Here is a 24,417-nt window from a genome sequence, read left to right on the forward strand (position 1 = left end):
AAAGAAGCATTCCGCTAATTATGATGCCATGGTACTTTGCTCTTGGGCACGTTCTGGTCCCGGTCCGTACAAGACCAGCAATGAATACATACCAGCATAAAAACGGCCGTCTTTTTAAACGGCCGTTGTCTTTTTAGTAAATAGGATTTTTATTTCTGTTGCGCCCACCATAAAGGAGTTAAAACAGCATCAGCACCACCCAAAGCAGTAACAGCCTGGTTATAACCATTAATGTTACTGTTTTGCAGGCTTGAAGGATATTTCATTCTCTGCGGGAAAAATTTTATACTGCTTGTTGTGTAATTAGATGCAGTTAAATCCGGCAAAGTGGTTATAGGACTTTCAAGCACTACATTTTCAAAAAACGGCAGCCCCAATCTTCTGTGATCACTCCAGGTTTCAAGCGGTAACCAGGGGGTCTGTGCTATAAATTTTTGTGTAATAATTTTTGTAAGCTGGTCGTTTCTGACAGCACCTCCTTTATATAAGCTATTAACGGGATAGTTTATATTAACTGTTCCTGCTGTACCGCTAATACCATCCACATAGTTCATGGTGCGGGATCCGCCGGGCTCGGCAGTATGACTCCAGCTCACCGATGTGCCTGCTCTGTTATAATCTGTTGAGGTAAGGTATGCTGAAAGGTAGCTGGAAACGCCCCAGTATTCGAAACTGCTCGAGATTCCCTTTTCATAAGCGGTTTTCCCATCCACGGGAGTAGACCAGCCACGAACAGCACCTTCAGCCAGCAGAAAATAGGTTTCCCAGGGAGCAAAGAAAACGCGTTTGGCATTTTGGGTCCTGAACTGATTTTTCAGACTGGGAACTTTACCATTAGAGTTGCCTATACTTACAAAAGGATTAATTGCATTTACAACACCTCCCTTTGCGCCCCAGTTTCCATCAGGAATAGGATTCCAGGTAAATTTTGCGTCCATTCCCTTTACTTTTTTCCCACTCAAATCTTTAAGAGTATCAACGGTGCCGGCATCAACGGCACCGCAGGTGCCGCTTGGAAAAGAGGCATCAGAACTGTTCCCGGGCATATAAAAGATCTGGTAGGCACGCGGATCTATTGTATAGGGTAAGCCATCGAGCCAATAGGCTGATGTAGGGTTGTTTGTTTTTGTAGTAAGCTGTACAGGATAATATTGCCCTACATAATTGGCTGGTTTAATATTAGCAATAGCCTGAGCGCGTTTCGTAGCATCAGTTACAATATTCGGAAGCTGATCTTCTGACTTAATACCTCCCAGATTTTTAACCAGGTTGTCAAAGGTTACTCCCTCAGGTAAAAGGTACCAACAGCGGGTATATACACCGGAAAGATCATCCCATCCTGATTTCTCCTGCACCTGAAAGATCTGGGTATTATCTGTAAGCAGGGCACCTTTAGCAGCATCCTCAAATTCTGCCTTTGCTTTTGCAGGATCTACTTCTGATAACCGCATGGATAACCGCAGGCGCAGAGAGTTGGCATAAGCCTGCCATTTTGAAAAATCAAACGCATAAACAGGGTCATTCGCCTTAACATCGCTGGGCACCTCTACTGTAATATCCAGCTTGGAACTTGCATCTTTTAGCTCGTCCAGCATATAATAGTAAACTGATTTCACATCTTTAAAGTCCGGATTCACTCCTTGGAAACCCTCTATAGGCATCGGACCAAAGGAGTCGCTCATTTCACTCAGCAAATAGGCACGCCATATACGGGCAATCTGTAAAAGGTTACTGGTATAAAGTTTTCCTGTATTGTTATCAAGCTGTTGATTGGCTACATCAATAGCACTATTTGCATAATTTAAAGCACTGGACTGGTTATTATAGTAATTGGTCAGCCACCCGTCGTTATATCCTGCCTGCGAAAAAGTAGCACCATCCGCATCACCGATCTGGTGGCCAGCCGCCTGCCAGTATAAGATAAACCCTCTTTCCGAAACATCCGGATTTTGCTGCGCGTGCACAATAGAGTAGTCAATAAAATACTCCACCTGAACCTGGTCAGTATTTGCGGCAACGGGATTTGTATTAATTTCTTCAAACTTTTTACAGGATGCAGCCAGCAGCGTCACTGTTGTAAGTATTGCCGTTTTTTTTATTATTTGCTTCATTTCTTTCAGATTAAATAGTTAAATATTAGAACCCTAAAGTAAAATTGATAAAGAAGGTTCTTGATGTAGGAGCGCTCCCGTTTTCAAACCCTACAGCGGGTGTTCCTGTAGCGTATACTGATTCAGGGTCAATACCATGCATATGACTGGAAATTAACCACACATTATTACAGGACACCGAAACCGCCGCTCTTTGAATAAAGCTACCGGAAAGCATTTTTTTAGGAAAGTTATAGCTCAGCTGAATGTTTCTGATGCGGATGTTGGATGCATCGTACAGATTCGCCTCTGTTATTCCGATATTTCCTTCTCCTGCCATCGCACCCCAATACTGCTGGGCAGAAACTTTTTTCGTATTAGGTTCGTACTCATTAGTCGTTTTGTTCAGAATAACACCATTTACGATCACAGAATCCCTGGAACCATTTACAACCGTCATTCCAGCAGTTCCGCTTCTTTCCATAGCAGCAAGAGTCCCTGAGAATATTTTCCCGCCAAAGCGCGCATCCACCTGGAAGGATAATCCGAAATTTTTATACGCAAAAGAGTTGGTAACGCCCAGTAATCCTGATGCCTGCTGGTTACCCAACCGAACCCTGTCGCCATCATTCGCTACTTGTGGTAAACCTTCCGAGCTTAACAATAACTGTCCATAACTGGAACTGGTGTTATCAGTTACCCTTGCAAACTGGGTTCCGTAAATTTCACCGTACTTTTGCCCTTCTACTGCCAGTATCTGGATATCATCAAAGGAACCTCCCGGAAGCTGGTACTTGGGAACACCCGGATAAATTGATTTCACCACGTTGTTATTGTGGGAATAGTTTACAGATATGTTCCAGTTCAGCGAATTTTGATGTGTGAGAATTTTTGCATCCGCGATCAATTCAACGCCTGCATTCTGAACATTCCCTGCATTTATTTTTCTATAGTTATACCCGCTCAACGGATCCATTGGCAGATCAATCAGCTGGTTGGTCGTATTTGTTTTATAGAAGGACAGATCTATGCCAAAACGGCTCTGAAAAAAACGCATTTCCAGACCAGCTTCAAGCGATTTCATCAACTGCGCCTTAACGCTGTCATTGAACAAGGTAGTATTTCTCCAGGCTATCGTATTGCTGTTTGGATCATTTCCTATAAAATAGGTATTATACAGCTGGTATGGATCCAGGTCGCTACCTGCCTGCGCATAAGTACCTCTCAGCTTGGCAAAGCTCAACCATCCGGGAAGAGCCCCCCCGTTCCTGGTGATCATATCTGTGATAACATAAGACAGGCCTACAGATGGATAGAAGAAAGATCTGTTGAGTTTACTTAAGGTGGAGGACCAATCGTTTCTGAACGTTCCGTTCAAAAACAAGTATCCGTCGTAGTTCAGCTCAACCGATCCATAGGCTGAATTGATCTTTTTTTGTGAATAATCCTGCGTAATGGATGGGTTTCCTTTTGAATTGGTTACTGAAAATAGGTTCGGCACTTTAAGGGAAGCCGCACTGGCACTAAGTGAAGAATTTTCCCAGGCCATCAGGTTTCCTCCCACCATAATGGAGCCGCCTAGTTTACCAAATAAATTGTCTTTTTTGGCAGTAAACATAGTGCTGAAATTGGTTTGGCGATAAGTTTGCTTTCCCAATCCATAGCTTCCTGTAACATTACCCGGGCTGCCCGCGTATAACTTGCTTTCTGTATTAGTGGTATACATATCAGCACCACCGCTTACTTCAGCGCTTAACCAGTCTGTGAACTGGTGCTTTAATGTGCCATTCAACAAAAACCGGTTCCGGGTGTCGCTATTCAGGTTGTATTGTCTGCTCCAGTAAGGATTCATATTATTGCCGGGTTGATACCAGATCATATTGCCTGCAGAATCCACAGAATGCTTAAAGCTGGTAATATCCAAAGACCGGGGCAGATTATAGGCAATTGCAAAAGCATTGTTTACATTTTGCCCCACCAGCGGCCGGTTATCAGCGGTGGCATTAATAAACTGTACTTTAGTATCCAGCGTCCATTTTTCCTGTCTTCCAAATTTGGTAATGGCCCGTGTTGTGATGTTATTTCTCACCAGTTTGGATCCGGGTACAATGTCTTTATTATCCATCCGGTTATAAGAAGTATAAACGGATGTTCCTCCAAGTTGCTGTTGAAATGAAACATTCTGATTAGAAGCAATGCCTGTTTGAAAATAATTCTTAACGTTATTATAGGCCTGCATGGATCTGTTTACCCCTGCCCAATCCGTATATGACTGGCCCTCAATTTTCGGGCCCCAGCTTAAATCAGAGGTTGCATTAAACAATCCGTTGCTTCCCTGGCCATAAGCGCTTTGTATTTCCGGGTTGGTAAAGATACTGGAGAAACCAACAGATGAGGAAACCGTAATGCCCAGGCCCTGCTGTTTTTTACCGCTCTTCGTTGTAATCAGAATAACACCATTACCGCCTAATGATCCGTAAAGACCGGCAGCGGCTGGCCCTTTCAGTACAGAAATACTTTCAATATCATCTGCGTTTATATCACTCAACCCGTTACCCATATCCAGTGTAGGGTTCCAGAAATCATTGTTGCCGTTAACACGGCCTATAGCATTGCTCATCGGAATACCGTCAATAACGATCAAAGGCTGGGATAATCCTGTTAATGAATTATTTCCCCTTAATACGATTTGTGAGGATCCTCCAATCCCGTTTCCGGAGCGTACAACCTGTAAACCGGCTACCTTACCCGTCAGATCATTTACCAGGTTGGGCTCCCGCGCTTCCACCAATGCCTGTCCCTTCACTTCCTGCACGGCATACCCCAAAGATTTCCGTTCTCTTTTAATACCTAACGCCGTAACCACTACCTCTCCTTCTGTTTTTCCACCGGTTGTAGTAAGGGTAATATCTACAGTAGTATTTGTGCCCACTTTCATATCCTGGTTAGCATATCCGATAGAGGATACTTCCAGCACGGCATTATCAGTTGCCTGAATGCTGTAATGGCCGTTTTCATCAGTAGACACGGCCGTTACCGTTCCCTTAATGGTAATCGTAGCTCCGGGAACCGGCTTTCCGTCTGCGTCGGTAACAGTACCGGTGATCGTACGTTTTACCTGGGCAAACAGGCTCCCGCAACAGATCAGCATCGCAAGGAATACGAACAGAATTTGTTTCTTCATCATTTCTCTCTTTTTAAAAAGTTTAAACTATTGATACACTATCTGGTAGAGGTCTTGGTATGCGTGATTTTTCTTTGCCTTTCACAAGGCTCTCCAACACCAACGCCGCAGCTCCTATTAATTCTGCCCTGTACCCGATGTTGGAAACTTTTATAATGCTGCTGTTGGCCAAACGGGGAATACAATGTTCATTCACTGCCTGCAGCACCGGGGCCAGCCAAAGACGTCCCACCTGTGAACCGCGGCCGCTTAAAATAACCATATCAGGGTTAAAAAGGTGAATTAAAATGGAAACACCCCGCCCGATATCATACCCAGCAGCAGTCAGCAGTTTGATCACATATTCATCGCCGGACTGGGCGGCTTTTACAATGGCATGCCAGTCGTTCTCTATAAGCCCCGTTCTGAAATCTTTTTTTAAAAAACTGGATGTGTCCTTTTTTTCAGCCCCTGCTCAGCCTTTTCTATAATTACTTTCAGGGAAGTTTCTGTTTCCAGGCACCCTCTTTTTCCACAGGAACAAAGCTTGTTGTTATCATACATGGGAATATGGCTGAACTCCCCGGCAAACCCGTTTTCCCCCCTGTACAACTGGTCATTTAAAATAAGCCCCAGGCCAATTCCCCAGCCGATGTTGACCACCATGGCATTCCTTACATTCACAGCAGCTCCAAAATGATGCTCGGCCAGCGCAATAATGCTGGAATCATTATCAATATAAACGGGCACCCCCAGCTCCTTATTCAGATAAGCCGAAACACTGCTGTTGCTGTCTGTGGAAAGAAAAGAATAGTTGATCCCTTTCCGGGCATCAATAAAACCCGGCATGCCAATGCCTACTCCCAGTATTTTTTTCCGGGGGACCTTGGACTTTTTAAGAGCTGTTTCAATGGCGCCCTTCAGTTGGACCAGTGCATCAGGATTATCTGCCAGCTCCAGGTCAAAATGCTGGGGCGTTCCTACAGGCTTATTATCAAAACCAATAACCGCTATTCTTGTCACCATCTGATCCATAGCCACGGCTACCACATACATAGCATCCTTTTTTATAGAATACATCAGCGGGCGCCTGCCGCCGTTTGAAGGTGCCAGACCTTCCTCCTCCACAAGGCCTTCTTCCATCAGATCGTTCAGCATTTGGGTGGTCAGCGGAATACTTTTACCAATCCGTGCGCTTAATTCCGCACAGGAAAGTGAATTAGAGTAATAAAACTCCCTGAGGATCAAATATTTATATTGCAAGCGTTTCTGCATTAGCCAATTGTTAACACAAACTTAATAAACTTATTAAAATAATTAAAAACTTTTTTAAAAATATTTTTAATTGTCTTCTCTACTATTCTTTCCCTGATAAGAAAAAATAAACCATCTTTACGCGCTTTTTATGGAATGAAACCCCGGCAAACAGGGGCTTTCAGCATACAAACTAAAACCCTTTTGCATGAAACAAGGATCGCGTGATGCCGCTATAGGCTTTATTTTTATTACGATGACCATTGACATTATCGGCTGGGGACTGATCATTCCGGTAATGCCGCCGCTGATCGCCGACCTGAAGCACATCAGCATTCAGGCCACCAGCAAATGGGGCGGTTATCTTATAGTAGCGTTCTCAAGCATGCAGTTTCTCTTTGCACCGTTATTGGGCAATCTCAGCGACCGGTACGGAAGAAGACCGGTTATTCTGTTGTCTTTGCTGGGTTTTTGTGTGGATTACCTGATACTGGCTTTTGCACATAACTATTCCCTTTTAATGGTGGGCCGTATCCTTTCTGGCATAACGGGTGCCAGCTTTACTGCCGCAACCGCTTATATTGCCGATATCAGCACCCAGGAAACCCGTACCAAAAACTTCGGGCTGATCGGGGCGGCCTTCGGACTTGGGTTTATCATCGGACCTGCCCTGGGCGGGCTGCTGGCCGGCTGGGGGCTAAGAGCTCCTTTCTTTGCCGCCGCCATCCTGTGCTTTATCAATTTCCTTTATGGCTATTTTGTACTGCCGGAATCTTTGAAACCCGAAAACCGCAGAACTTTTGACTGGAAAAAAGCCAACCCGGCAGGTGCGCTGCTGCATATCAGAAATTATCCCTCTATAGCCGGCCTGGTACTTTGCTTTACGCTTATTTACCTTGCCGGACATGCAGTGCAAAGCAACTGGAACTATTTTACTATGTATCGTTTCAGGTGGACAGAACGCCAGGTGGGCATTTCCCTGGCTATAGTGGGCATTCTGGTAGGAATAGTGCAGGGCGCCCTGGTACGGTTTACCACTCCCCGGCTTGGAAATAACCGTTCTGTATACCTGGGACTGCTTTTATATACAGTCGGGCTCCTGCTGTTTGCTTTTGCTTCCCAGGGCTGGATGATGTATGCCTTTCTGGTTCCATATTGCCTTGGAGGTATTGCAAGCCCGGCTTTACAATCCATCATTACCCAGCACGTGCCGCCCAATGAGCAGGGCCAGCTACAGGGCGGCCTGACCAGCTTAATGAGCCTTACCTCCATATTTGGCCCGTTAATAATGACCAACCTTTTCTTTTACAGTACCCAAAAAGGAACCCCGTTTTATTTTCCGGGGGCACCTTTCCTGTTAGGGGCGCTATTAATGCTTGCAAGTACGGTTGTCGCCTATTCCTTTCTCAAAAAGGAAAAACTGGTTTCCGGCAAATAATAAATAACGTATGGCCTGCCGGTTCTGTATTCAGTAACCGGCAGGATCATTCCCCAATCATAGCAGCATCTCCTTTACATAAGGGCACACAGCAGTTATGTGAGCCTCGATGCTTTCTGTATGCCCTATGCGGCGGAAAAAACCTGCAACTTTCTGTTCTTTAAAACCAATAGGCTTAACAATTCTTTTACGGGGCAATATGTAACAAATGATAAAACGCCGCGACTTACAGATACAAACGCATTTCATGATACCGGCCGGAACAAATAATGAAAAGGAACAGGTGATACAGGACTTGCCGTTTTTTTACCCGGGGAAAACCGCCATTCACCCCATTTCTCAGGCAACCCGCCACAAACCCTTTGGCACCAGCTGTAAACCCATACTATTTTTGGATCAACAAAGCAATTAAATAACTAAAATAAAAACTTTAAAAAATGAAACTCTTTATTCTTACCACCGCTCTTTTGTTTGGATTAAACGCTATGGCCGCTACTGCCGATCCATCAGTAAATGAAAAAGTATTGAAAACCTTTAATGAGGTTTTTACCAATGCCCGGAATGTGCAATGGAGCACTACAGCTGAATACAGCGAGGCCAGCTTCAGCACCGGGTCTGTTACTTCCCGTGCTATGTTTGACAACAACGGGAAACTGATCCGTACGATCCGTTATTACAAAGAAAACAACCTTCCATCCAATGTGCGTTACGAAATAAAAAACGAATACAGGGGAAAAGAGATCTATGGTGTAACGGAAGTGGCAACTGCAACTGCAACTATTTATCATCTCATTATCCGCGACAGCAAGAACATCTATAAAGTAGTGGCTGATAATAATGGCAATATTGCCCAGACAGCAAGGTTTAAAAGAGGCGATATTTAAGTTTTGCTTCTCTCAGTCTAAAACATTTCTCATGTATAATACGGAGCGGGACATTCTTGTCTGCTCCTTTTTTATTTTATGACGAACGGAATTTTTGCCAGTTGGTCATCCCAGGCTACTAAAAGATCAGCACCCTGATCGGTTCGCTTAAACACCATTGTAAAATATTCTATCCTTGGGTTTCCCGTGGTTACAGGCACAGCTATTCTTTGCAGGTCTTTTGTGCTGTCCTGCTTCAGCCCCCAATCGTCCAGGCTGCTGTTCAGAACAAAGATCCAGTTTTTTTCATGTGGGATGGCATACAGGGTGTAGCGCCCGGGATTGATCTTTTTATCGTCAAGGAGCACAGGGCGGAACACATCCAGTTCTGTAGCCTCATTAGCGCCCAGCCGCCATGGCTCTCCATATTTTAAAACCCCGTTAAACAAAGCGCGACCCTGTAAATGCGGACGACTGTAAATAACACGCATGACCGGCGGCCCGGTCATTTTACCTGCCAGTTTTCTTAACGGGTAATGAGCAGGAAAATAGCTCATATCCATTGGAGAAATATCTACCGGTTCATAGGGATTCCCGCTATTTGCCGGCAGTTGTGGCTGAATGATGTCGTTTTGCGGCGGCGCTTCTTTGCGGTCCGGTTTCCGGTTACAGGCCATAAGTTGCCATATAGCAAGCAACAGGATTACACCTCCTTTTAAATAGTTCATTAATAAAGATTAAAAATTAACAGGCAAAGATGCTTTCTTTTGATCCCATTCTGCAACCAAGTTAACGTTGGTTCCGCTTTTTTCAAAATTAATTGTCAGCGATTCAACCGGCTCCTTTACATCTTCAGCAGGAACGGTAATACGCACCACATCTTTGGAGGCATCATAATTAAACGCGCCCCATGCATCGGTATCCCTGTTTATAATAAAGGTCCAGTTCTTTTCCGTAGGTATACAATACAGGGTATACCGTCCTTCAGCAATTCTTTTACCATTGATGTTGGCCGGCATAAAGAAATCGATCTCTGTAGCTTCATTAGCCCCCAGCCGCCATACTTTTCCGTATGGAACAATGTCTGACCCAAAGATCTTGCGGTTGTTTTTTGCAGGACGGCTGTAAATGACCCTCATGCGCAGCGGCTCATTCAGCCCTCTTATTTTTTTAGACGGATAATCAATCGGGTAATAGATCTGGTCCATAGGCGATTTGTCAACCGGTATCCAGGACTGGCTTTTTGCAGAAAAATTAAATGCTGTAGCAATAAGGATTACAAACAGGTATTTCCTCATCTTATTCTGTTTTTTTCAAAAGTTCAATAAATTGTTGTTCCGCATATGGTTTCAGTTCTTTCCAGAACAGACGGTATTGTTCCTGTAAAAGTTCCATATGAGCGGTAAATAATTGTTCTGCAGGGCCACTGTCCGTTAAATATTTTGCCCGGCGTACCAACCCGGCAAAACTGTTGAAAAGCCCCCTCTGCTCCCGGTAATTGTACAACCAGTTCTGCTGCTTCATATAGTAAAACATCCGCTGAAAGGACGGAGGCAGCAGATCAGCATACCGGTCCAGTGCCCTGTAAGTGTTCCGGGAAAAGTCAGACAGGCTTTCCCGGGAAAATTCACCGGCATCATTGGCCAGGAAATAATCATACACCACATCCATAAATGCACCGCTGTACAAACGGTATTCCCGGCGAAATATCTGTTTGGCCGCTATTGTGGCCGGGTGTTCATCAGTAAAGGTATCAATTCTGCGATGCAGTTGAATACCAGCCTGGATTTGCGGGGGAAATTCAAACTGTTTGGATCCCTTCACAAAATCACTGACCATATTACCCACCAGAACGGCTTCATTATTAAATGAAAGCCGCGCGTGCGCCAGAAAATTCATGCTGTAAAAGTAAGTAATCAGCAGCAATGTTGCTTTAGCAGGTTAGCTACCTCCTGTTGGGTGCCTGCTCCTTTGTCTGTATTATACGCCTGCTGCAAAAGAGTCTTCATTTCTTCAAAACCCGCCTTTTTTTCTTTTAATGCTTCGTAAACCTTTCTAGTTGCCTCCGGGCGCGGGCCCCAGTGAAACAGATCCTTTCCCTCTTCATTCCGTACAATCAGCATAGGAATGGATCTTGTACCATTGGTCAGATACTGTTCTATTTCCGAACCCGCATCTCTTAATTGCAGCTTAAAATCTATATGATCATTCAGCCGGCTCATTAAATACAGAATGGGCACAATATGTGCCGCATCTCCGCACCAGGGCTCCGTAATCACTATCCATTGCAGCTTTTGCTGTATGCCTGAAACGATCTTTTTTGTTTCATCGCTCAGCGGCGCCTGTTTTAGCCATCGGTTGGACCGGGACCGGTTCATTTTTGTATACTGAAAATAGTCGGCGTTATCATAAGGTGGCTCAGCCTGTGCTGCGCTTAGTATCCCATCAAAATAATCCATATATTCTTGAAACGTCATCATATCAAATACATTTAATTCCTGGCAGCATCCGTGCACATATTTAACACACAACTTAGCAAAAATGTTTCATCTGATAACCATACCGCCTGCTATTACTATCTGTTATGGAAATAACCGTAATAACTACAGGGGGCGTTAGCTTAATAATTATTGTTTCCGTATCGTTCTCCAAACAGTTTACGATCGATTAACACGAATATTAGATACAACTTAAAATATAATGTACCTTTATCAGCTACTTTTTAAAATTTATAATATGGACACACTACAGCAACTGAGCGCTGAGCTGGAACAGGAATACAACATTACCAAAAAGTTCTTTGAGCTTTATCCGGATGGCAAAGGGAGTTACAAGCCGCATCCCAAAAGTTATTCATTAAGCCACCTTGTTACACATATTGTGGAAATTTTCGGCTGGCCGGGGTTTATGTTGCAAACAGAAGAGCTGGATCTTGGCAAAACGGATTATAGGCCCACTCCCCTGGATACCAAAACAGATCTGTTAGCTGCTCTTGAAAAAAACAAGGCATCCAGCCAGGAGGCGCTTCAAAAAGCTACCGGGGCCGATCTTGAAAAGAACTGGCGGTTAGCTCATAACGGGCAAACCCTGGCTGAATGGACAAAATACAGTGCCATGCGCCATGCTTTAAACCAGATCACCCACCACAGGGCACAACTGGGAGTTTATTATCGCTTAAATGACATTCCGCTGCCGGGCAGCTACGGCCCTTCGGCAGATGATCAGCAATTTTAATAGCTGCAACGAAAGAATGGTAAAAAACGTCAGACAAAGAGGGCATTTTGAGGTTATTTAACAGCATCGTCCGAATTATGGCACAGTTTTTTAGGTACATCTTCATTAACTAACTATTTTAAATGTATTCTGACATGAACAAAAACACAAGAAACGGTCTTTTTGCCCTGGGCTTAGCTGCTGTGGCAGCCTGGTATAAAATGAGTCCGGACCAGAAAGCAAACCTTAAAAATAAAGTAGCCGGCCTTGGCAATAAACTTAAAGACAATCTGAACAACCTGAAAGGACAGGTAAAACAGGGAAATTCGACACAGTCCGCTTCTTAGGCTCAACTAAAACAAAAGCCTTTTAATACTGTTGTGGGGTTCTGTTAAACAGAGCCTCTTTTTTTACAGGTTCAGCAGCAAATGCTGGCTTGCCGTAAAAATATCCCTGAAAATACGGTTAATAGTAGTGTCGTTCTGTGTTGCCGCTACACCGCAATAAGGATACAATTGCACCACCTGCGCCCTTGATGCCCGGGCTAGCCCGCGGCTGAACCGGCTTACCTGCTCCAGTTGATGTTCCGGAACAGGCCGTCCGGCAAGTGTATGTTCCCATGCTTCAGCAACAGCAGCAAAAAATGATTGCCGCAGCCGGCTCAGATCATCACAGGCTGTTATCCGGAGCTGCTCTATCCGGCTCATCTGTTCTGTGCTCAGGGTTCCTGAGGCCGTTTTATATTGCAGCAGTTTTTCCAGCTCATCCAAAAAGTGCTGTGCCATGCCCAATGTGTTCACAGCAAGGGTGGCTTCAGCAAACTGTAAGAATGGGAATTGATAAACAGCACCGGGCAGGGTGGTTTGCAGGGGGTCGATCATAAAACTGCGTTCTTTTGCAACAAACAGGTCAGATACACTGAAACTATCACTGGCAGTGGCTTTCAGCCCCATGGTATTCCAGTCTTTATGAAGCGTAACTTCCTCACGCAGGAACAGAAAAGAGCGATACAGGGGCGCTCCTTTATCATTCAGTACAGGCTTTCCATTCCTTTCAATCCTGCAATTGGCTGTAAAATGGGTACAGTAAGGAGCTCCGGTTGCATATTTCCAGTTGCCGCAAACCAGGTACCCTTCTCCTGTTTCCCGGGCAGTGCCGGACAATGCACCGCTTCCTCCAAAGCAAACTTCCGGATCCCTAAAAACAGGCCCGGTTACAGCCGGTGAAAGATAGCCCGTAAACAGGGAAGCCCCTGCACATAAGGTTACTGTCCACCCAAGACTTCCGTCGATACGTGCCAGAGCCTCTTCCATTTCCAGCCCCTCGATCAGTGTCAGTTCCAACCCGTTCTGAGACCGGGGCACAAACAGCTTCAGCCATTTTTCCTTATAAATAATATCAAGCTGTCCGGGTAAAAACACACCCTGTTCATCAGACAGCTTTGCTAAAGTCTCCAACGGCTTTTTTATTTCCTGACGAATCATTTTTTTCAGTTTCAATGCTGCGTTTCCATTCAAAGAAACCCAATATAGCAACAACAAATAAGAATATAGTTAATACTGCGTACAAGGGAAGCTGTTTATAAAACAGCAAGGGGATCGCAACGGCATTGCTGATGTTCAGCAGGATCCAGTTCTCCAGCTTACGCCGGGCAAGCAGCCACATGCCCGCCCAGGCGGTAGCGCTTACAAAAGCATCCATTACAGGCACAACAGAGTTGGTAAAAAATTTCAACACCAGGAACAGGATCAGAAACCCGCCAATAACAATTGCCAGCACCGTTTTCCATTCCTGCCGGGTTGTTCTTGTAACAGGCAGTGGAACCACATCTCGTTTGTATACCCAGAACCACCAGCCATAAATGCTCATAACCAGATAGTAGCCGTTTAAAATACTTTCAGCGTACAACCCGTTTGTTATAAATATATAAATGCTGATGACCACCGAAACGATCCCCGTTGGGTATAGCCACACTTTGTTGATCTTTGCAAACAGTACCTGTGCAATGCCAAAGCCCGCACCCAGCCATTCCAAAAGGGTAGTGTTCTTTATTTCCTGAATAAAAAAATGTATCCACTGTTCCATAATAGATCAAACACAGGATGGTATAAAGCTGGTACATTTCCTTTCCTACGCCGGCATTACCCGGATCAGGTTCCTGAAACCTGGCTGGTTTCAAAGGGTATATTCTCAGCCCTTATTTCATCCCGCCAATGGCGGAAAAGGCACCCCTGTTTGGTGTGAAGATAAGCAAAAGAATCAAGAGCCGGCATACTATATTGCGGATTCCTGAAACACAGATGTTCTAAAGGCCCTTTCAGGAAATCTGGACAGGCACAATATTCAGCCAGGGCCTTTAGTATAAAAGACATAAACCAGCTCCGGCACTTTCAATAACGGAGTTGTCCGGCAAAACCGAAAAAAAATAATTCAACCCCCTTATTCATTGAGTTGGGTTTTGTAATATATTCGCTGCCATTAATTCTATTCCATGCCGTCGTCAAAACGCTTATTCGTAAAGACTTCTACGCTGCCCAATGCCGGTAAAGGGTTGTTTACAAAAGTAAATATTGCCAAAAATGAAATTATTACTGAATACATTGGCAACCTTGTAACCTGGAAAGAGGTAGAGCAGGATGTAGATAACGGCTATATTTTCCATATAAATGACGATGCCGTTATTGACGCCAGCAAAAACAAAAACTCTTTCGGGCGTTATGCCAATGATGCCGCCGGCCTGCAGCGGGTCAAAGGCATTACCAATAATGCGGAATACATGGAAGAAGGAACCCGTGTATTCATAAAAGCAAAAAGAGCGATTCCCGCAGGAAGCGAAATTTTTGTTGCCTATGGACCCCAGTACTGGAAACAGGTCAGGGAGAATATAAAGCTGGATGCAAGGGAACAAAAAAAGAAATCAAAAAAAGCACTATAGTCATCCGCAGTGCGCATTCTTTATTTCTGGAGGAATGCCGTTATCTTTGTTTCAAGATAATGGAGAAAAGCAATTTTGTAGACCAGATACGTATTTTCTGCCGCAGCGGCCATGGCGGCGCGGGCATTAAGCATTTTTTGCGTGATAAGTTCACTTCCAAAGGAGGCCCCGACGGGGGCGACGGCGGCAGAGGCGCCCATATTATCCTGAAAGGAAACCGCAACCTGTGGACACTGCTGCATTTACGTTATTATAAAAATATCCTGGCTGAAAATGGTGAGAACGGCGGCCACAACAACCAAACCGGGCGCAGCGGAAAAGACGTGATCATTGAAGTGCCCTTAGGCACCATTGCACTGGATGAGGAAACTGGCGAAAAGGAAGCGGAAATTTTGGAGGACGGACAGGAGATCATCTGGATGCCCGGCGGCAAGGGGGGCCTGGGCAATGCCAATTTTGCAACTGCCACCAACCAGGCGCCCGAATATGCGCAACCGGGTATGCCCGGTAAGGAAGGCTGGAAGGTGCTGGAGCTGAAAGTGCTGGCAGACGTAGGTCTGGTAGGTTTTCCCAATGCTGGGAAATCAACATTGCTCTCCGTGCTTACCGCCGCCAAACCTAAAATAGGCAACTATGCATTTACCACCATCACCCCCAATTTAGGCATTGTTGAATACCGCGACGGACGGAGTTTCTGCATGGCAGATATGCCGGGCATTATTGAGGGCGCAGCAGAAGGCCGGGGCCTCGGACACCGCTTTTTACGCCATATTGAGCGCAACCCCGTCCTCTTATTTTTAATTCCGGCAGACAGCCCTGATCATCGCAAAGAATTTGACATCCTGATGAACGAACTGAAGCAGTACAACCCGGAACTGCTGCACAAACAATTTCTGATCGCGATCAGTAAAAGCGATATGCTCGACGATGAACTAAAAGCCGCCATCAGCAGGGAAATGCCGGAGCACATCCCGCATCTTTTTATATCTTCTGTTACCCAGCAGGGATTGACCCAACTGAAAGACAGGCTTTGGGAAATATTAAATACATCGCTGGACATGCCCGGAAAATAAGAGCTCTCAGGATTGTACAGGATAGTTGCCCGGATGATCCGCTGTATATTCGGACAACGGTTTATTTGGTAAAAGATACAAACTTGCTTTATGAACAAAATTCTTTTTGTGTTTATAGCCGTGCTATGTTCACTGAGCACAGGCGCACAATCCACTGTAAAGAACCTGCGTACAGAAAACCTTACTGATCCCGTGGGGCTTGATGTGCTTCAGCCACGTTTTAGCTGGCAGCTGGAAAATAATAAAAGAAATACCTTACAGACCGCCTATGAAATAAAAGTGACCGCCAATGGCCGGCCGGTGTGGAACAGTGGAAAAACAAATTCGGATTCTTCCGTGCACGTTGCTTATAAAGGCCCCGCTTTGCAAAGCGGTCAGCCATACAGCTGGCAGGTGCGCGTATGGGATAACAGTGGCAAGCCATCCGCCTGGAGTCCTGCTGCCAGTTTTCAGATGGCATTGCTGCACCCGGCAGACTGGAAGGCAGAATGGATTGAGCCGGGCTATACAGAAGATGACACAATGCGCCCCTGCCCTTTATTCCGTAAAATATTCAGTTCCGTCAAAAAAGTTGCCAGGGCTACCATATATATTACCTCTCACGGAATGTATGAAGCTTTTTTAAACGGCAACAGGATCGGTAATGCCTATCTTACCCCTGGCTGGACCTCTTATAAAAAAAGATTGCAATATCAGGTGTATGATGTTACGGATCAGTTAAGACAGGGCACCAATGCGCTGGGCGTTATACTGGGAAACGGCTGGTACCGTGGTTTTATTGGCTTTGAGAAACAGAATAATTTTTACGGGAAGGATATCGCCTTATTGCTGCAATTAACTATTACCTACAGCGATGGCACTACAGCAACCATTGTCTCCGACGGTTCCTGGAAAACGGCTACCGGCCCCATTACCTATTCTGAAATTTATAACGGAGAAACTATAGACGCGCGTAAAGACAAAACCGGATGGATGCAGCCCGGGTATAAGGATGACGACTGGGCTGCTGCCAAAACAGCCGCCTTTACAAAAGAGAACCTGCTGGCCACCTATAATGAACCCGTAAAAGCGCACGAGGTATTGAAACCCGTTAAACTGATAAAAACACCCAAAGGGGAAACCGTGCTGGATTTTGGTCAGAACCTGGTTGGCTGGGTACGCATGAAAGTGACCGGTAATGCCGGAGACTCTGTAAAACTTTTTCATGCAGAAGTGCTGGATAAAGCGGGCAATTTTTATACAGAGAACCTTCGTTCTGCAAAGCAGAAAAACACCTATGTGCTAAAGGGGGGCGCAACAGAAACCTTCTTTCCCCATTTTACCTGGCAGGGATTCCGTTATGTAAAAATAGAAGGATACCCCGGTACGCCTGATCCAGATAATTTTGAAGCAGTGGTACTGCATTCAGATATGGAACCCACCGGAACTTTCACAACATCCAATCCGCTTATTAACCAGTTGCAGCATAATATTCAATGGGGACAAAAAGGCAATTTTTTAGACGTACCAACGGATTGCCCGCAACGGGATGAACGCCTTGGATGGACGGGCGATGCACAGGCCTTCTTCCGCACCGCTTCTTTTAACAGAGGTGTCAACAATTTTTTTGCCAAATGGCTGAAGGATGTAGCTGCCGACCAGATAGACGGCCGTGTTCCCTTTGTAATTCCCAATATTCTTGGCAACAGCGCCAATAGTGCAGGATGGGCAGACGTAGCCACCATTGTTCCATGGCAGCTATACCTGGCTTATGGTGATAAACGCACACTGGCCGCCCAATATAACAGTATGAAAAATTATGTGGAAAGCATTCGTAAAACCACCAGTAATGATCTGTGGAATACCGGCTTTCATTTTGGTGACTGGCTGTTTTACCGCCCCGGCGATGATAACGATGGCCGGGCAGCAGTTACAGATAAATACCTTATTGCACAATGCTTTTATGCACACTCTGTTCAATTGCTGATCAACGCGGCAAAAGTGCTGGACAAAAAAGAAGATGCTGCAGCCTATTCGGATCTGTTAAATGCCGTTAAAGCCGCCTTCCTAAAAGAGTACATGACGCCTTCCGGCAGACTGGTTTCCGGCACCCAAACAGCCTATGTATTAGCCCTGTATTTTGATATGCTGCCTGAAAACCTGAGGGAACAGGCCGCCCGGCGGCTGGTATACAATATAAAAAGCTATGGTAACCATTTAACCACCGGCTTTTTGGGAACGCCCTACCTGTGCCATGTTTTAACCCGCTTTGGTTACAGCAATGTTGCTTATGACCTGTTATTACAGGAAACCTATCCCTCATGGCTGTACCCCGTAAAAATGGGCGCTACTACCATTTGGGAACGCTGGGATGGCATAAAGCCTGATGGCAGTTTTCAGACACCAGGGATGAACTCTTTTAATCATTATGCTTACGGAGCCATCGGGGATTGGATGTATCGTAAAATGGTGGGACTGGACACTTATGAAGACGGGCCCGGTTATAAACATATAAAAGTGATGCCGCATATCGGCGGGGGATTTAAACAGGCGTCTGCTGCTTTAAAAACCTATTACGGAACGGCATCGGCAGGCTGGACGGTAAATGGCAGTACAATTACAATAGATGTGGAAGTGCCGGCAAATACCACGGCTACCATTTTTCTTCCGGCTACTGATGCTTCCGCAATTACAGAATCGGGCAAACCACTGACGTCTGTAAAAGAAATAAAAAGCCTGGGGAACGAAGAAGGTTATATCAGGGTGCAGACCGGCTCCGGCAAATACCGGTTTTCCATGCAGAGCAGGCCGGCCAAATAGCCGTTGTTGCTGTACCCGGAAAATGTTTTACTTTCTTAAGATATTGATCACATTCATTGTAGCAGTCTGCAGCTCCCCGTTGCGCCTGTAAATGATCTTTACTTTTCCATAGGTAGCCAGTAAAGCCTGTTTCAGATCGTCCAGCGTCATCCCGAACTTATTATTAATGGCAATAATTTCATCTCCCTCCTTAAGGCCCGCCTTGGCGGCCGGGGAGTCTTCGGGTATCTTGCCCGTAACAGCTACCCCATTGATCAGGTAAAGCTCAATACCGGAATAAGCATAATCAAAAGGAGCGTTAAAAAACTGGTTGGGCATTAAATAAAACTGCTGTTTATCATAATTCAGGATCACATTAAACCGCCTGAAGATCTCATTTCCTATAAGGCCTCCCAGGGAAGGATAAGACGTTACATTATAATCATCGCTGAAAATATTTACGGGCACATTTTTGAACCTGTAAGGGCCCAGCCGCAATGACTTCATTACCGTTAAATACATATCTACCCTGCCTCCCAATCCTTCACCCTGCTTTAAATAGCGTTTGCGTCTGGATTTTAAAAAAGTGCTGTCGTTTATAAAATCTTCTGAAAATAAAACGGTAAGCCCTGCCCCGATGTCAAACAGATAATTAAAATTCCGTTTGCGGGCATCATTAATGCCGGTTCTTAAATAAGGAAGCATTCTTATATAAGGCCTTAAAAGATATCCTCCTTTCGGATACTTAAATACTCCGCGTGTATAAAGGCTTAATTCCTGTTTATCATAATCGAGTTTTACAATAAAACGGCTCAATACAGAATAGCCTACAATGCCATCTATTTTTCTTCCGTATAAGGAGGTGAGCACATCATAGTCAATAATATGAAAATTCAGGCTGTCAATTTCATAACCTCCAATGGTCAAACGGCGTTCTTTAAGAAAGCCCACCTTCCTGATACCGCCAATGCCCCGGATCATTTTTTCAGGAGCGCCCGGCTTTAAATTCAGGCTTGCAACAGTAGTAGAATCTAATGAAATGCCGCCGCTGCCGGTATCCAGAATAAAGGAAAGCGAGTCCTTAAAATCATCAAGCAATGCTCTAAAGACAATGACGCCGCCAATAAATTGTTCAAAATGAACCGTAGTTAAAAGCGTGCTTGGCGGATCAACAAATTCTTCCTGGGCCTTTGCAGAAAATACACAGGCAAGCTGCAACGTTAAACCTATCAATAGCAACCGGATCATTCAATATTATTAATAGCAGCTATAACATGCTCTGTTCTGCTGCTGCAGGCATTTACCTAAAAAACGGCAGCAACGTAATCTGGCCTTCTCTTAACGGCCATCAGGGAATAAAAATGTTATCTCTTACTAAAGTTACATAAAAATTTATTCTCTCAGTTGCCAGGCCGGGCTGTCTGATCTTAACCGGGTAATGGTATCTTTTACAAACTGAAGCGTATAACTCACTTCCTCTTCCGTTGTAAAACGGCTTAAACAAAAGCGTATAGCAGCTTTTGCCAGGTGGTCCGGCTGATGCATTGCTTTTAAAACATAGGAGGGGTCCAGCGACCCTGAAGTACACGCAGAGCCGGAAGACACCGCAATGTCCTTGCCAAGTGCCGTTATAATCTGGCTGCTGCTGAGGTAATCAAAGGAAAGATTGCTTACATGGGGCAGCCGGGCGGCGGCATCCCCGTTTAAATAAGTATCAGGAAGAGACAAAAGGCCTTTTTCTAACCGGTTACGCAGTTTTAAAAGGCGGGAATACTCATTCTGCATTTCACCGGCACAAAGCGCACAGGCTTTGCCAAAGCCAACAATACCCGGCACATTCAGTGTACCACTGCGGATATTCTTTTGCTGCCCGCCCCCGGTTATCTGGGGAGTTATTGTAACCCGTGGGTTCCTGCGGCTGATGTATAAGGCGCCCACCCCCTTAGGTCCATATAATTTATGGCTGCTACAGGCCATTAAGGCCAGTTTGGATTCTTTTACATTAACAGGTATTTTTCCCGCGGCCTGGGTGGCATCAGAAAAAAACAAAACATTATGCTCACAGGCAATCTTGCCGATCTCCTTTACCGGCATTACAACACCGGTTTCATTATTTGCCCATTGCAGTGCAATTAAAATAGTAGCCGGACGTATGGCAGCTCTTACAGCATCCGGATCTATTTGCCCGTTATCCGGTACATCCAGATAGGTGATTTCTATTCCTTTCTTTTCAAGCTCCCTGCAGGTATCCAGTACTGCCTTATGTTCTGTTTTTGTTGTAATAATATGATTGCCTTTACCGGCATAGGCTGTGCTTACCCCTCTTAATGCCAGATTACAGCTTTCAGTAGCCCCCGAAGTAAAGTAGAGCTCATCAGCACCGGCCCCGATCAGATCCGCGACCTGTTGCTGCGCCTCTTCCACTGCCGCGGCCGCTTTCCATCCAAACGGGTGGCTCCTGCTGGATGCATTTCCAAAATGATCTGTAAAGTAGGGCAGCATTGCGGTTACCACCCTTTCATCGCAGGGTGTGGTGGCACAGTTATCAAGATAGATCGGAAAACGGATCATTTTAATAAAACACTGCGGTATATTGGGTGCAGCGCCTTTAAAATTAGTCAAAAGCAGCTTTACTCAGCAGGAATGGCCGGTTCTATTTTAATATGATTTTTTGCAGCAAAAGCATTACGCTGCTTAATAAAATCATTATCAGCGGCGGTTTCCTCCTGCTGAAGCCGGCTGATGATCGTATCAACCCGGCTGTTTGCCTGGGCTGTATCTTTCTCTTCTTTATATATGCTCGCTATTTCAGTATAAGGCCCGTTAATGGATCTTTTATAAAATTCGCCAAGCCGTACGGCAGCGTCCCGGTAACCGGTATCCCCGTTAAAATCAGGAAGCTCTCTGAGGGTCTTTGTTACCGAATCAATCCGGGTTATATAACTGCCTATATCAGCCTGTGCACCGGAGCTATCGCTTCCGGTAACTCTTTGTACCGCAAATAAGGCTTGCTGCATCTGCTCCATGCGATCAATAATGAATTGATCATATGATACAGCATCGGTAAATTGTTTCTTGCCGGGAGTTGAGCAGGCTATAACCAGAAAACCCAGCAAAACTGTTGTAACAATCAGTGCTTTTTTCATGTGCGCAAATTTTATTGTGCCGGAACGCCTTCCTCATTATTGCTGATCCCCAAGGAATGAACAGCCAGGCTTGCCGCAATCTGAGAAGCGTCTTTTTTATTAAACGCTTTTCCCTGGGCAATTATTTCACCATCAACAACTGCGCCAATGGTAAACAGCCGGCGGCCATTTTCCAGTTTTTCCTCAATAGTGGTAAATTCTAATGATTTGCCCAGCTTATTTGCCCATCCATAGAGCTTGTTCTTATGATTGATTTCCCTCGTTTCCAGTTCATCCATAAACATGTGCGGGGAAATAATATAATCATATACCCATTTGCTGGTTTTTTTGTACCCTAAATCCAGGTAAATAGCACCCACCAGCGCTTCCAGTGTATTACCAAAAATATGGCTTCCCCTTAATGTATGATCCAGCTTATTGAAATTAGCGATCTTTTTCAGGTTCATTTTAACCGCCACCTCGTTCAATTGCTGCCGGTTCACCATTTTGCTGCGCATTTCTGTAAGGAAGCCTTCTCCCTGGTAAGGATATCTTTTAAACAGATAATCGGCTACAAGTGCGCTCAGAACAGCGTCGCCCAGGTATTCCAGCCGTTCATTGTTCTCATCTACATTTTCTTTTAATGAACGATGAGTAAGCGCTGTTTTGTACAGGGATATATTATCAGGTGTAAAACCCAATATATTCCGTAACTGTTTTTTTAAAACGGTATCTGATTTTCCCTTAAAAAGCTCTTTTATAAAATTCACAGAACACTATGAATATTTTTTTACTATTACACAGGCATTATGCCCACCGAAGCCAAAGGTATTGCTCAATGCAATATTCACCTCCCGCTCCTGTGCCTTGTTAAAGGTAAAGTTCAATTTGGGATCCAGTTCCGGGTCGTCAGTAAAATGATTAATGGTTGGGGGCACAATATTATGTACAACACTTTTGATACAGGCGATCGCTTCAATAACACCGGCAGCACCTAAGCAATGGCCGGTCATGCTTTTGGTAGAGCTGATATTCATATCATAAGAATGCGCACCAAATACTTCCAGGATCGCTTTGGTTTCGGCAATATCTCCAAGGGGTGTGGATGTGCCGTGCGTATTAATATAATCTACATCGGCAGGGGTAATGCCCGCATCATTTAACGCAGCAATCATTACATTCTTTGCTCCCAGCCCTTCCGGGTGCGGGGCCGTAATATGATAGGCGTCAGCAGTAGCGCCGCCGCCAATTACTTCACAGTAAATAGTAGCTCCCCGTTTCAGGGCATGCTCCAGCTCTTCAAAGACCAATACGCCTGCGCCTTCCCCCATTACAAAACCATCCCTGTCTTTATCATACGGGCGGCTGGCTGTTGCCGGATCATCATTCCGTTCACTCATGGCCTTCATGGCATTAAAACCTCCAACACCTGCTTCACTTACAACCGCTTCACTTCCTCCGGTAACAATGATATCCGCTTTGCCCAGGCGCAATAAATTAATAGCGTCTATCATAGCGTTGGTGCTGCTGGCACAGGCGCTTACCACTGCATAGTTGGGGCCGCGGAAATTATGCCGCATGCTGATCTGCCCGGCAGCAATGTCCAGGATCATTTTAGGAATAAAGAAGGGGTTGAACCGGGGGGTGCCATCCCCCTTGGCAAAATCAATCACTTCATTCTGAAAGGTGATCAGCCCACCAATACCGCTTCCTAAAACAACGCCTACACGATCCGGGTTTATATTTTCTTTGGTAAGGCCTGCATTCTTTACTGCCTGGTCACTTGCTATCAATGCAAACTGGGTAAACCGGTCAACTTTCCGGGCTTCTTTTTTATCAAGAAAATTCGTGGGGTCAAAATTCTTTACTTCACAGGCAAATTTCGTTCTGAATTTACTGGCATCAAATAAGGTGATGGGTGCAGCACCTGAAACGCCATTAATCAACCCGTTCCAATAATCATCAACTGTATTGCCCAACGGTGTTAATGCACCCATTCCGGTTACAACTACCCTTTTCAACTCCATAAACTGGTTATCCTTATTATTTTATGATAAAACCGCCTTTAATTATGGAAGACCACAGTCAAAGGCGGTGTATTTGTTTCTTTACCAAAGCCAAGCTTGGCTAAACTCCAATCAATTACTTGGCGTGTTCTTCCAAATAAGATACAGCCTGACCAACAGTAGTAATTGTTTCGGCTTGCTCATCTGGAATAGAAATATTGAATTCTTTTTCAAATTCCATGATCAGTTCTACGGTGTCCAGTGAGTCGGCACCCAGATCATTTGTAAAAGAAGCTTCATTAGTTACTTCTGCTTCGTCAACGCCCAGTTTGTCAACGATAATTTTTTTAACTCTTGATGCAATGTCTGACATATCTTATTAATTTAGTTATTGCTGCAAAAATAGAGTTTTTGGGTAAAAATGCACAAAAAGAAAAAAAAAACTAAAAATGTATTGAAACGCTTAAAAATCCTTAATT

23 protein-coding genes are annotated in these 24,417 nt (G+C 44.8%); 7 read left to right on the forward strand and 16 right to left on the reverse strand.

Going from position 1 to position 24,417, the window contains the following annotated elements; translation table 11 throughout:
• Positions 1 to 149 precede the first annotated feature (149 nt).
• The 4 genes from A8C56_RS19995 to A8C56_RS20005 form a co-directional block, all read right to left on the reverse strand.
• Positions 150 to 2,111 (reverse strand): SusD/RagB family nutrient-binding outer membrane lipoprotein, encoded by a 1,962-nt coding sequence (locus A8C56_RS19995; protein ID WP_067760033.1) that lies wholly within the window; start codon positions 2,109 to 2,111, stop codon positions 150 to 152.
• Between the two features lie 25 nt (positions 2,112 to 2,136).
• Positions 2,137 to 5,277, reverse strand: a complete 3,141-nt coding sequence (locus tag A8C56_RS20000) for a SusC/RagA family TonB-linked outer membrane protein (RefSeq protein ID WP_245645611.1) — start codon at positions 5,275 to 5,277, stop codon at positions 2,137 to 2,139.
• A gap of 19 nt (positions 5,278 to 5,296) precedes the next feature.
• Positions 5,297 to 5,614: an ROK family protein gene (locus tag A8C56_RS25355; RefSeq protein WP_262492438.1), complete on the reverse strand. Its 318-nt coding sequence runs from the start codon at positions 5,612 to 5,614 to the stop codon at positions 5,297 to 5,299.
• A 77-nt stretch (positions 5,615 to 5,691) separates the two neighbouring features.
• A complete protein-coding gene (locus A8C56_RS20005; RefSeq protein ID WP_262492439.1) occupies positions 5,692 to 6,528 on the reverse strand; it encodes an ROK family protein in 837 nt (278 codons plus the stop codon).
• A 187-nt stretch (positions 6,529 to 6,715) separates the two neighbouring features.
• On the opposite strand from A8C56_RS20005, the gene A8C56_RS20010 reads away from it, so the two are divergent.
• Together A8C56_RS20010 and A8C56_RS20015 are read left to right on the forward strand one after the other, a co-directional pair.
• Positions 6,716 to 7,945, forward strand: coding sequence for a TCR/Tet family MFS transporter (locus tag A8C56_RS20010; protein ID WP_067760038.1), 1,230 nt, complete (start codon positions 6,716 to 6,718; stop codon positions 7,943 to 7,945).
• Positions 7,946 to 8,382: 437 nt separating this feature from the next.
• On the forward strand, positions 8,383 to 8,829 hold the full coding sequence (locus A8C56_RS20015) for a hypothetical protein (RefSeq protein WP_067760042.1): 447 nt from the start codon (positions 8,383 to 8,385) through the stop codon (positions 8,827 to 8,829).
• Between the two features lie 71 nt (positions 8,830 to 8,900).
• Here the strand turns inward: A8C56_RS20015 and A8C56_RS20020 are convergent, their stop codons facing one another.
• The 4 genes from A8C56_RS20020 to A8C56_RS20035 are packed head-to-tail and all read right to left on the reverse strand — an operon-like array spanning position 8,901 to position 11,288.
• Complete coding sequence (locus tag A8C56_RS20020) at positions 8,901 to 9,536, reverse strand: DUF2911 domain-containing protein (RefSeq protein WP_067760045.1); 636 nt, start codon at positions 9,534 to 9,536, stop codon at positions 8,901 to 8,903.
• Between the two features lie 9 nt (positions 9,537 to 9,545).
• Complete coding sequence (locus A8C56_RS20025; protein WP_067760048.1) at positions 9,546 to 10,106, reverse strand: DUF2911 domain-containing protein; 561 nt, start codon at positions 10,104 to 10,106, stop codon at positions 9,546 to 9,548.
• Position 10,107: 1 nt separating this feature from the next.
• Entirely contained in the window at positions 10,108 to 10,707 is a 600-nt protein-coding gene (locus A8C56_RS20030) for an acyl carrier protein phosphodiesterase (RefSeq protein ID WP_067762316.1), read from the reverse strand.
• A 17-nt stretch (positions 10,708 to 10,724) separates the two neighbouring features.
• On the reverse strand, positions 10,725 to 11,288 hold the full coding sequence (locus tag A8C56_RS20035) for a thioredoxin family protein (RefSeq protein ID WP_245645613.1): 564 nt from the start codon (positions 11,286 to 11,288) through the stop codon (positions 10,725 to 10,727).
• A gap of 256 nt (positions 11,289 to 11,544) precedes the next feature.
• On the opposite strand from A8C56_RS20035, the gene A8C56_RS20040 reads away from it, so the two are divergent.
• Together A8C56_RS20040 and A8C56_RS20045 are read left to right on the forward strand one after the other, a co-directional pair.
• The gene (locus A8C56_RS20040; protein WP_067762320.1) at positions 11,545 to 12,042 is read left to right on the forward strand and encodes a DinB family protein; all 498 of its coding nucleotides are present in this window, start codon (positions 11,545 to 11,547) and stop codon (positions 12,040 to 12,042) included.
• A gap of 134 nt (positions 12,043 to 12,176) precedes the next feature.
• Positions 12,177 to 12,368: a hypothetical protein gene (locus A8C56_RS20045; protein ID WP_067762322.1), complete on the forward strand. Its 192-nt coding sequence runs from the start codon at positions 12,177 to 12,179 to the stop codon at positions 12,366 to 12,368.
• Between the two features lie 63 nt (positions 12,369 to 12,431).
• Here A8C56_RS20045 and A8C56_RS20050 read toward each other — a convergent pair whose 3' ends face one another.
• The gene (locus A8C56_RS20050) at positions 12,432 to 13,505 is read right to left on the reverse strand and encodes an acyl-CoA dehydrogenase family protein (protein ID WP_067760050.1); all 1,074 of its coding nucleotides are present in this window, start codon (positions 13,503 to 13,505) and stop codon (positions 12,432 to 12,434) included.
• Positions 13,453 to 14,106 carry a nicotinamide riboside transporter PnuC gene (gene pnuC / locus A8C56_RS20055; RefSeq protein ID WP_067760053.1) on the reverse strand — a complete coding sequence of 218 codons (654 nt, stop codon included), beginning with the start codon at positions 14,104 to 14,106 and terminating at the stop codon, positions 13,453 to 13,455. The genes A8C56_RS20050 and pnuC overlap by 53 nt, the downstream gene beginning before the upstream one ends.
• Positions 14,107 to 14,512: 406 nt before the next feature.
• Here pnuC and A8C56_RS20060 point away from each other — a divergent pair, with 406 nt between their 5' ends.
• From A8C56_RS20060 to A8C56_RS20070, 3 genes are all read left to right on the forward strand, one after another.
• Positions 14,513 to 14,956: an SET domain-containing protein-lysine N-methyltransferase gene (locus tag A8C56_RS20060; protein WP_067760056.1), complete on the forward strand. Its 444-nt coding sequence runs from the start codon at positions 14,513 to 14,515 to the stop codon at positions 14,954 to 14,956.
• Positions 14,957 to 15,015: 59 nt separating this feature from the next.
• Positions 15,016 to 16,029, forward strand: a complete 1,014-nt coding sequence (gene obgE, locus A8C56_RS20065) for a GTPase ObgE (RefSeq protein ID WP_067760062.1) — start codon at positions 15,016 to 15,018, stop codon at positions 16,027 to 16,029.
• A 90-nt stretch (positions 16,030 to 16,119) separates the two neighbouring features.
• On the forward strand, positions 16,120 to 18,828 hold the full coding sequence (locus A8C56_RS20070; protein WP_067760064.1) for an alpha-L-rhamnosidase: 2,709 nt from the start codon (positions 16,120 to 16,122) through the stop codon (positions 18,826 to 18,828).
• A 27-nt stretch (positions 18,829 to 18,855) separates the two neighbouring features.
• On the opposite strand, the gene A8C56_RS20075 is transcribed toward A8C56_RS20070, so the two are convergent.
• The 6 genes from A8C56_RS20075 to A8C56_RS20100 form a co-directional block, all read right to left on the reverse strand.
• A complete protein-coding gene (locus A8C56_RS20075) occupies positions 18,856 to 20,055 on the reverse strand; it encodes an aspartyl protease family protein (RefSeq protein ID WP_067760066.1) in 1,200 nt (399 codons plus the stop codon).
• Between the two features lie 144 nt (positions 20,056 to 20,199).
• The gene (locus A8C56_RS20080; RefSeq protein WP_067762324.1) at positions 20,200 to 21,378 is read right to left on the reverse strand and encodes a cysteine desulfurase family protein; all 1,179 of its coding nucleotides are present in this window, start codon (positions 21,376 to 21,378) and stop codon (positions 20,200 to 20,202) included.
• A 59-nt stretch (positions 21,379 to 21,437) separates the two neighbouring features.
• Positions 21,438 to 21,953, reverse strand: coding sequence for an LIC11966 family surface protein (locus A8C56_RS20085; RefSeq protein ID WP_067760069.1), 516 nt, complete (start codon positions 21,951 to 21,953; stop codon positions 21,438 to 21,440).
• Positions 21,954 to 21,964: 11 nt separating this feature from the next.
• On the reverse strand, positions 21,965 to 22,702 hold the full coding sequence (rnc, locus tag A8C56_RS20090) for a ribonuclease III (protein WP_067760072.1): 738 nt from the start codon (positions 22,700 to 22,702) through the stop codon (positions 21,965 to 21,967).
• Positions 22,703 to 22,708: 6 nt separating this feature from the next.
• Positions 22,709 to 23,959, reverse strand: coding sequence for a beta-ketoacyl-ACP synthase II (gene fabF, locus A8C56_RS20095; protein WP_067760074.1), 1,251 nt, complete (start codon positions 23,957 to 23,959; stop codon positions 22,709 to 22,711).
• Between the two features lie 115 nt (positions 23,960 to 24,074).
• Complete coding sequence (locus tag A8C56_RS20100) at positions 24,075 to 24,311, reverse strand: acyl carrier protein (RefSeq protein ID WP_008587437.1); 237 nt, start codon at positions 24,309 to 24,311, stop codon at positions 24,075 to 24,077.
• Positions 24,312 to 24,417 lie beyond the last annotated feature (106 nt).

Origin of the sequence: Niabella ginsenosidivorans (genome assembly GCF_001654455.1) — a bacterium.
GTDB classification, from domain to species: Bacteria; Bacteroidota; Bacteroidia; order Chitinophagales; family Chitinophagaceae; genus Niabella; species Niabella ginsenosidivorans.

Excerpts from the sequence above, each read along its gene's own strand:
- A8C56_RS20000 (WP_245645611.1), bottom strand. The coding sequence starts at position 5,277 with ATGATGAAGAAACAAATTCTGTTCGTATTCCTTGCGATGCTGATCTGT.
- A8C56_RS20045 (WP_067762322.1), top strand. The coding sequence starts at position 12,177 with ATGAACAAAAACACAAGAAACGGTCTTTTTGCCCTGGGCTTAGCTGCT.
- A8C56_RS20025 (WP_067760048.1), bottom strand. The coding sequence starts at position 10,106 with ATGAGGAAATACCTGTTTGTAATCCTTATTGCTACAGCATTTAATTTT.
- A8C56_RS20030 (WP_067762316.1), bottom strand. The coding sequence starts at position 10,707 with ATGAATTTTCTGGCGCACGCGCGGCTTTCATTTAATAATGAAGCCGTT.
- A8C56_RS20035 (WP_245645613.1), bottom strand. The coding sequence starts at position 11,288 with ATGATGACGTTTCAAGAATATATGGATTATTTTGATGGGATACTAAGC.
- A8C56_RS20075 (WP_067760066.1), bottom strand. The coding sequence starts at position 20,055 with ATGATCCGGTTGCTATTGATAGGTTTAACGTTGCAGCTTGCCTGTGTA.
- pnuC (WP_067760053.1), bottom strand. The coding sequence starts at position 14,106 with ATGGAACAGTGGATACATTTTTTTATTCAGGAAATAAAGAACACTACC.
- A8C56_RS20005 (WP_262492439.1), bottom strand. The coding sequence starts at position 6,528 with ATGCAGAAACGCTTGCAATATAAATATTTGATCCTCAGGGAGTTTTAT.
- A8C56_RS20015 (WP_067760042.1), top strand. The coding sequence starts at position 8,383 with ATGAAACTCTTTATTCTTACCACCGCTCTTTTGTTTGGATTAAACGCT.
- obgE (WP_067760062.1), top strand. The coding sequence starts at position 15,016 with ATGGAGAAAAGCAATTTTGTAGACCAGATACGTATTTTCTGCCGCAGC.
- A8C56_RS20010 (WP_067760038.1), top strand. The coding sequence starts at position 6,716 with ATGAAACAAGGATCGCGTGATGCCGCTATAGGCTTTATTTTTATTACG.
- A8C56_RS19995 (WP_067760033.1), bottom strand. The coding sequence starts at position 2,111 with ATGAAGCAAATAATAAAAAAAACGGCAATACTTACAACAGTGACGCTG.
- A8C56_RS20100 (WP_008587437.1), bottom strand. The coding sequence starts at position 24,311 with ATGTCAGACATTGCATCAAGAGTTAAAAAAATTATCGTTGACAAACTG.
- A8C56_RS20040 (WP_067762320.1), top strand. The coding sequence starts at position 11,545 with ATGGACACACTACAGCAACTGAGCGCTGAGCTGGAACAGGAATACAAC.
- A8C56_RS20085 (WP_067760069.1), bottom strand. The coding sequence starts at position 21,953 with ATGAAAAAAGCACTGATTGTTACAACAGTTTTGCTGGGTTTTCTGGTT.
- A8C56_RS20080 (WP_067762324.1), bottom strand. The coding sequence starts at position 21,378 with ATGATCCGTTTTCCGATCTATCTTGATAACTGTGCCACCACACCCTGC.
- A8C56_RS20050 (WP_067760050.1), bottom strand. The coding sequence starts at position 13,505 with ATGATTCGTCAGGAAATAAAAAAGCCGTTGGAGACTTTAGCAAAGCTG.
- A8C56_RS20020 (WP_067760045.1), bottom strand. The coding sequence starts at position 9,536 with ATGAACTATTTAAAAGGAGGTGTAATCCTGTTGCTTGCTATATGGCAA.
- A8C56_RS20070 (WP_067760064.1), top strand. The coding sequence starts at position 16,120 with ATGAACAAAATTCTTTTTGTGTTTATAGCCGTGCTATGTTCACTGAGC.
- fabF (WP_067760074.1), bottom strand. The coding sequence starts at position 23,959 with ATGGAGTTGAAAAGGGTAGTTGTAACCGGAATGGGTGCATTAACACCG.
- A8C56_RS20060 (WP_067760056.1), top strand. The coding sequence starts at position 14,513 with ATGCCGTCGTCAAAACGCTTATTCGTAAAGACTTCTACGCTGCCCAAT.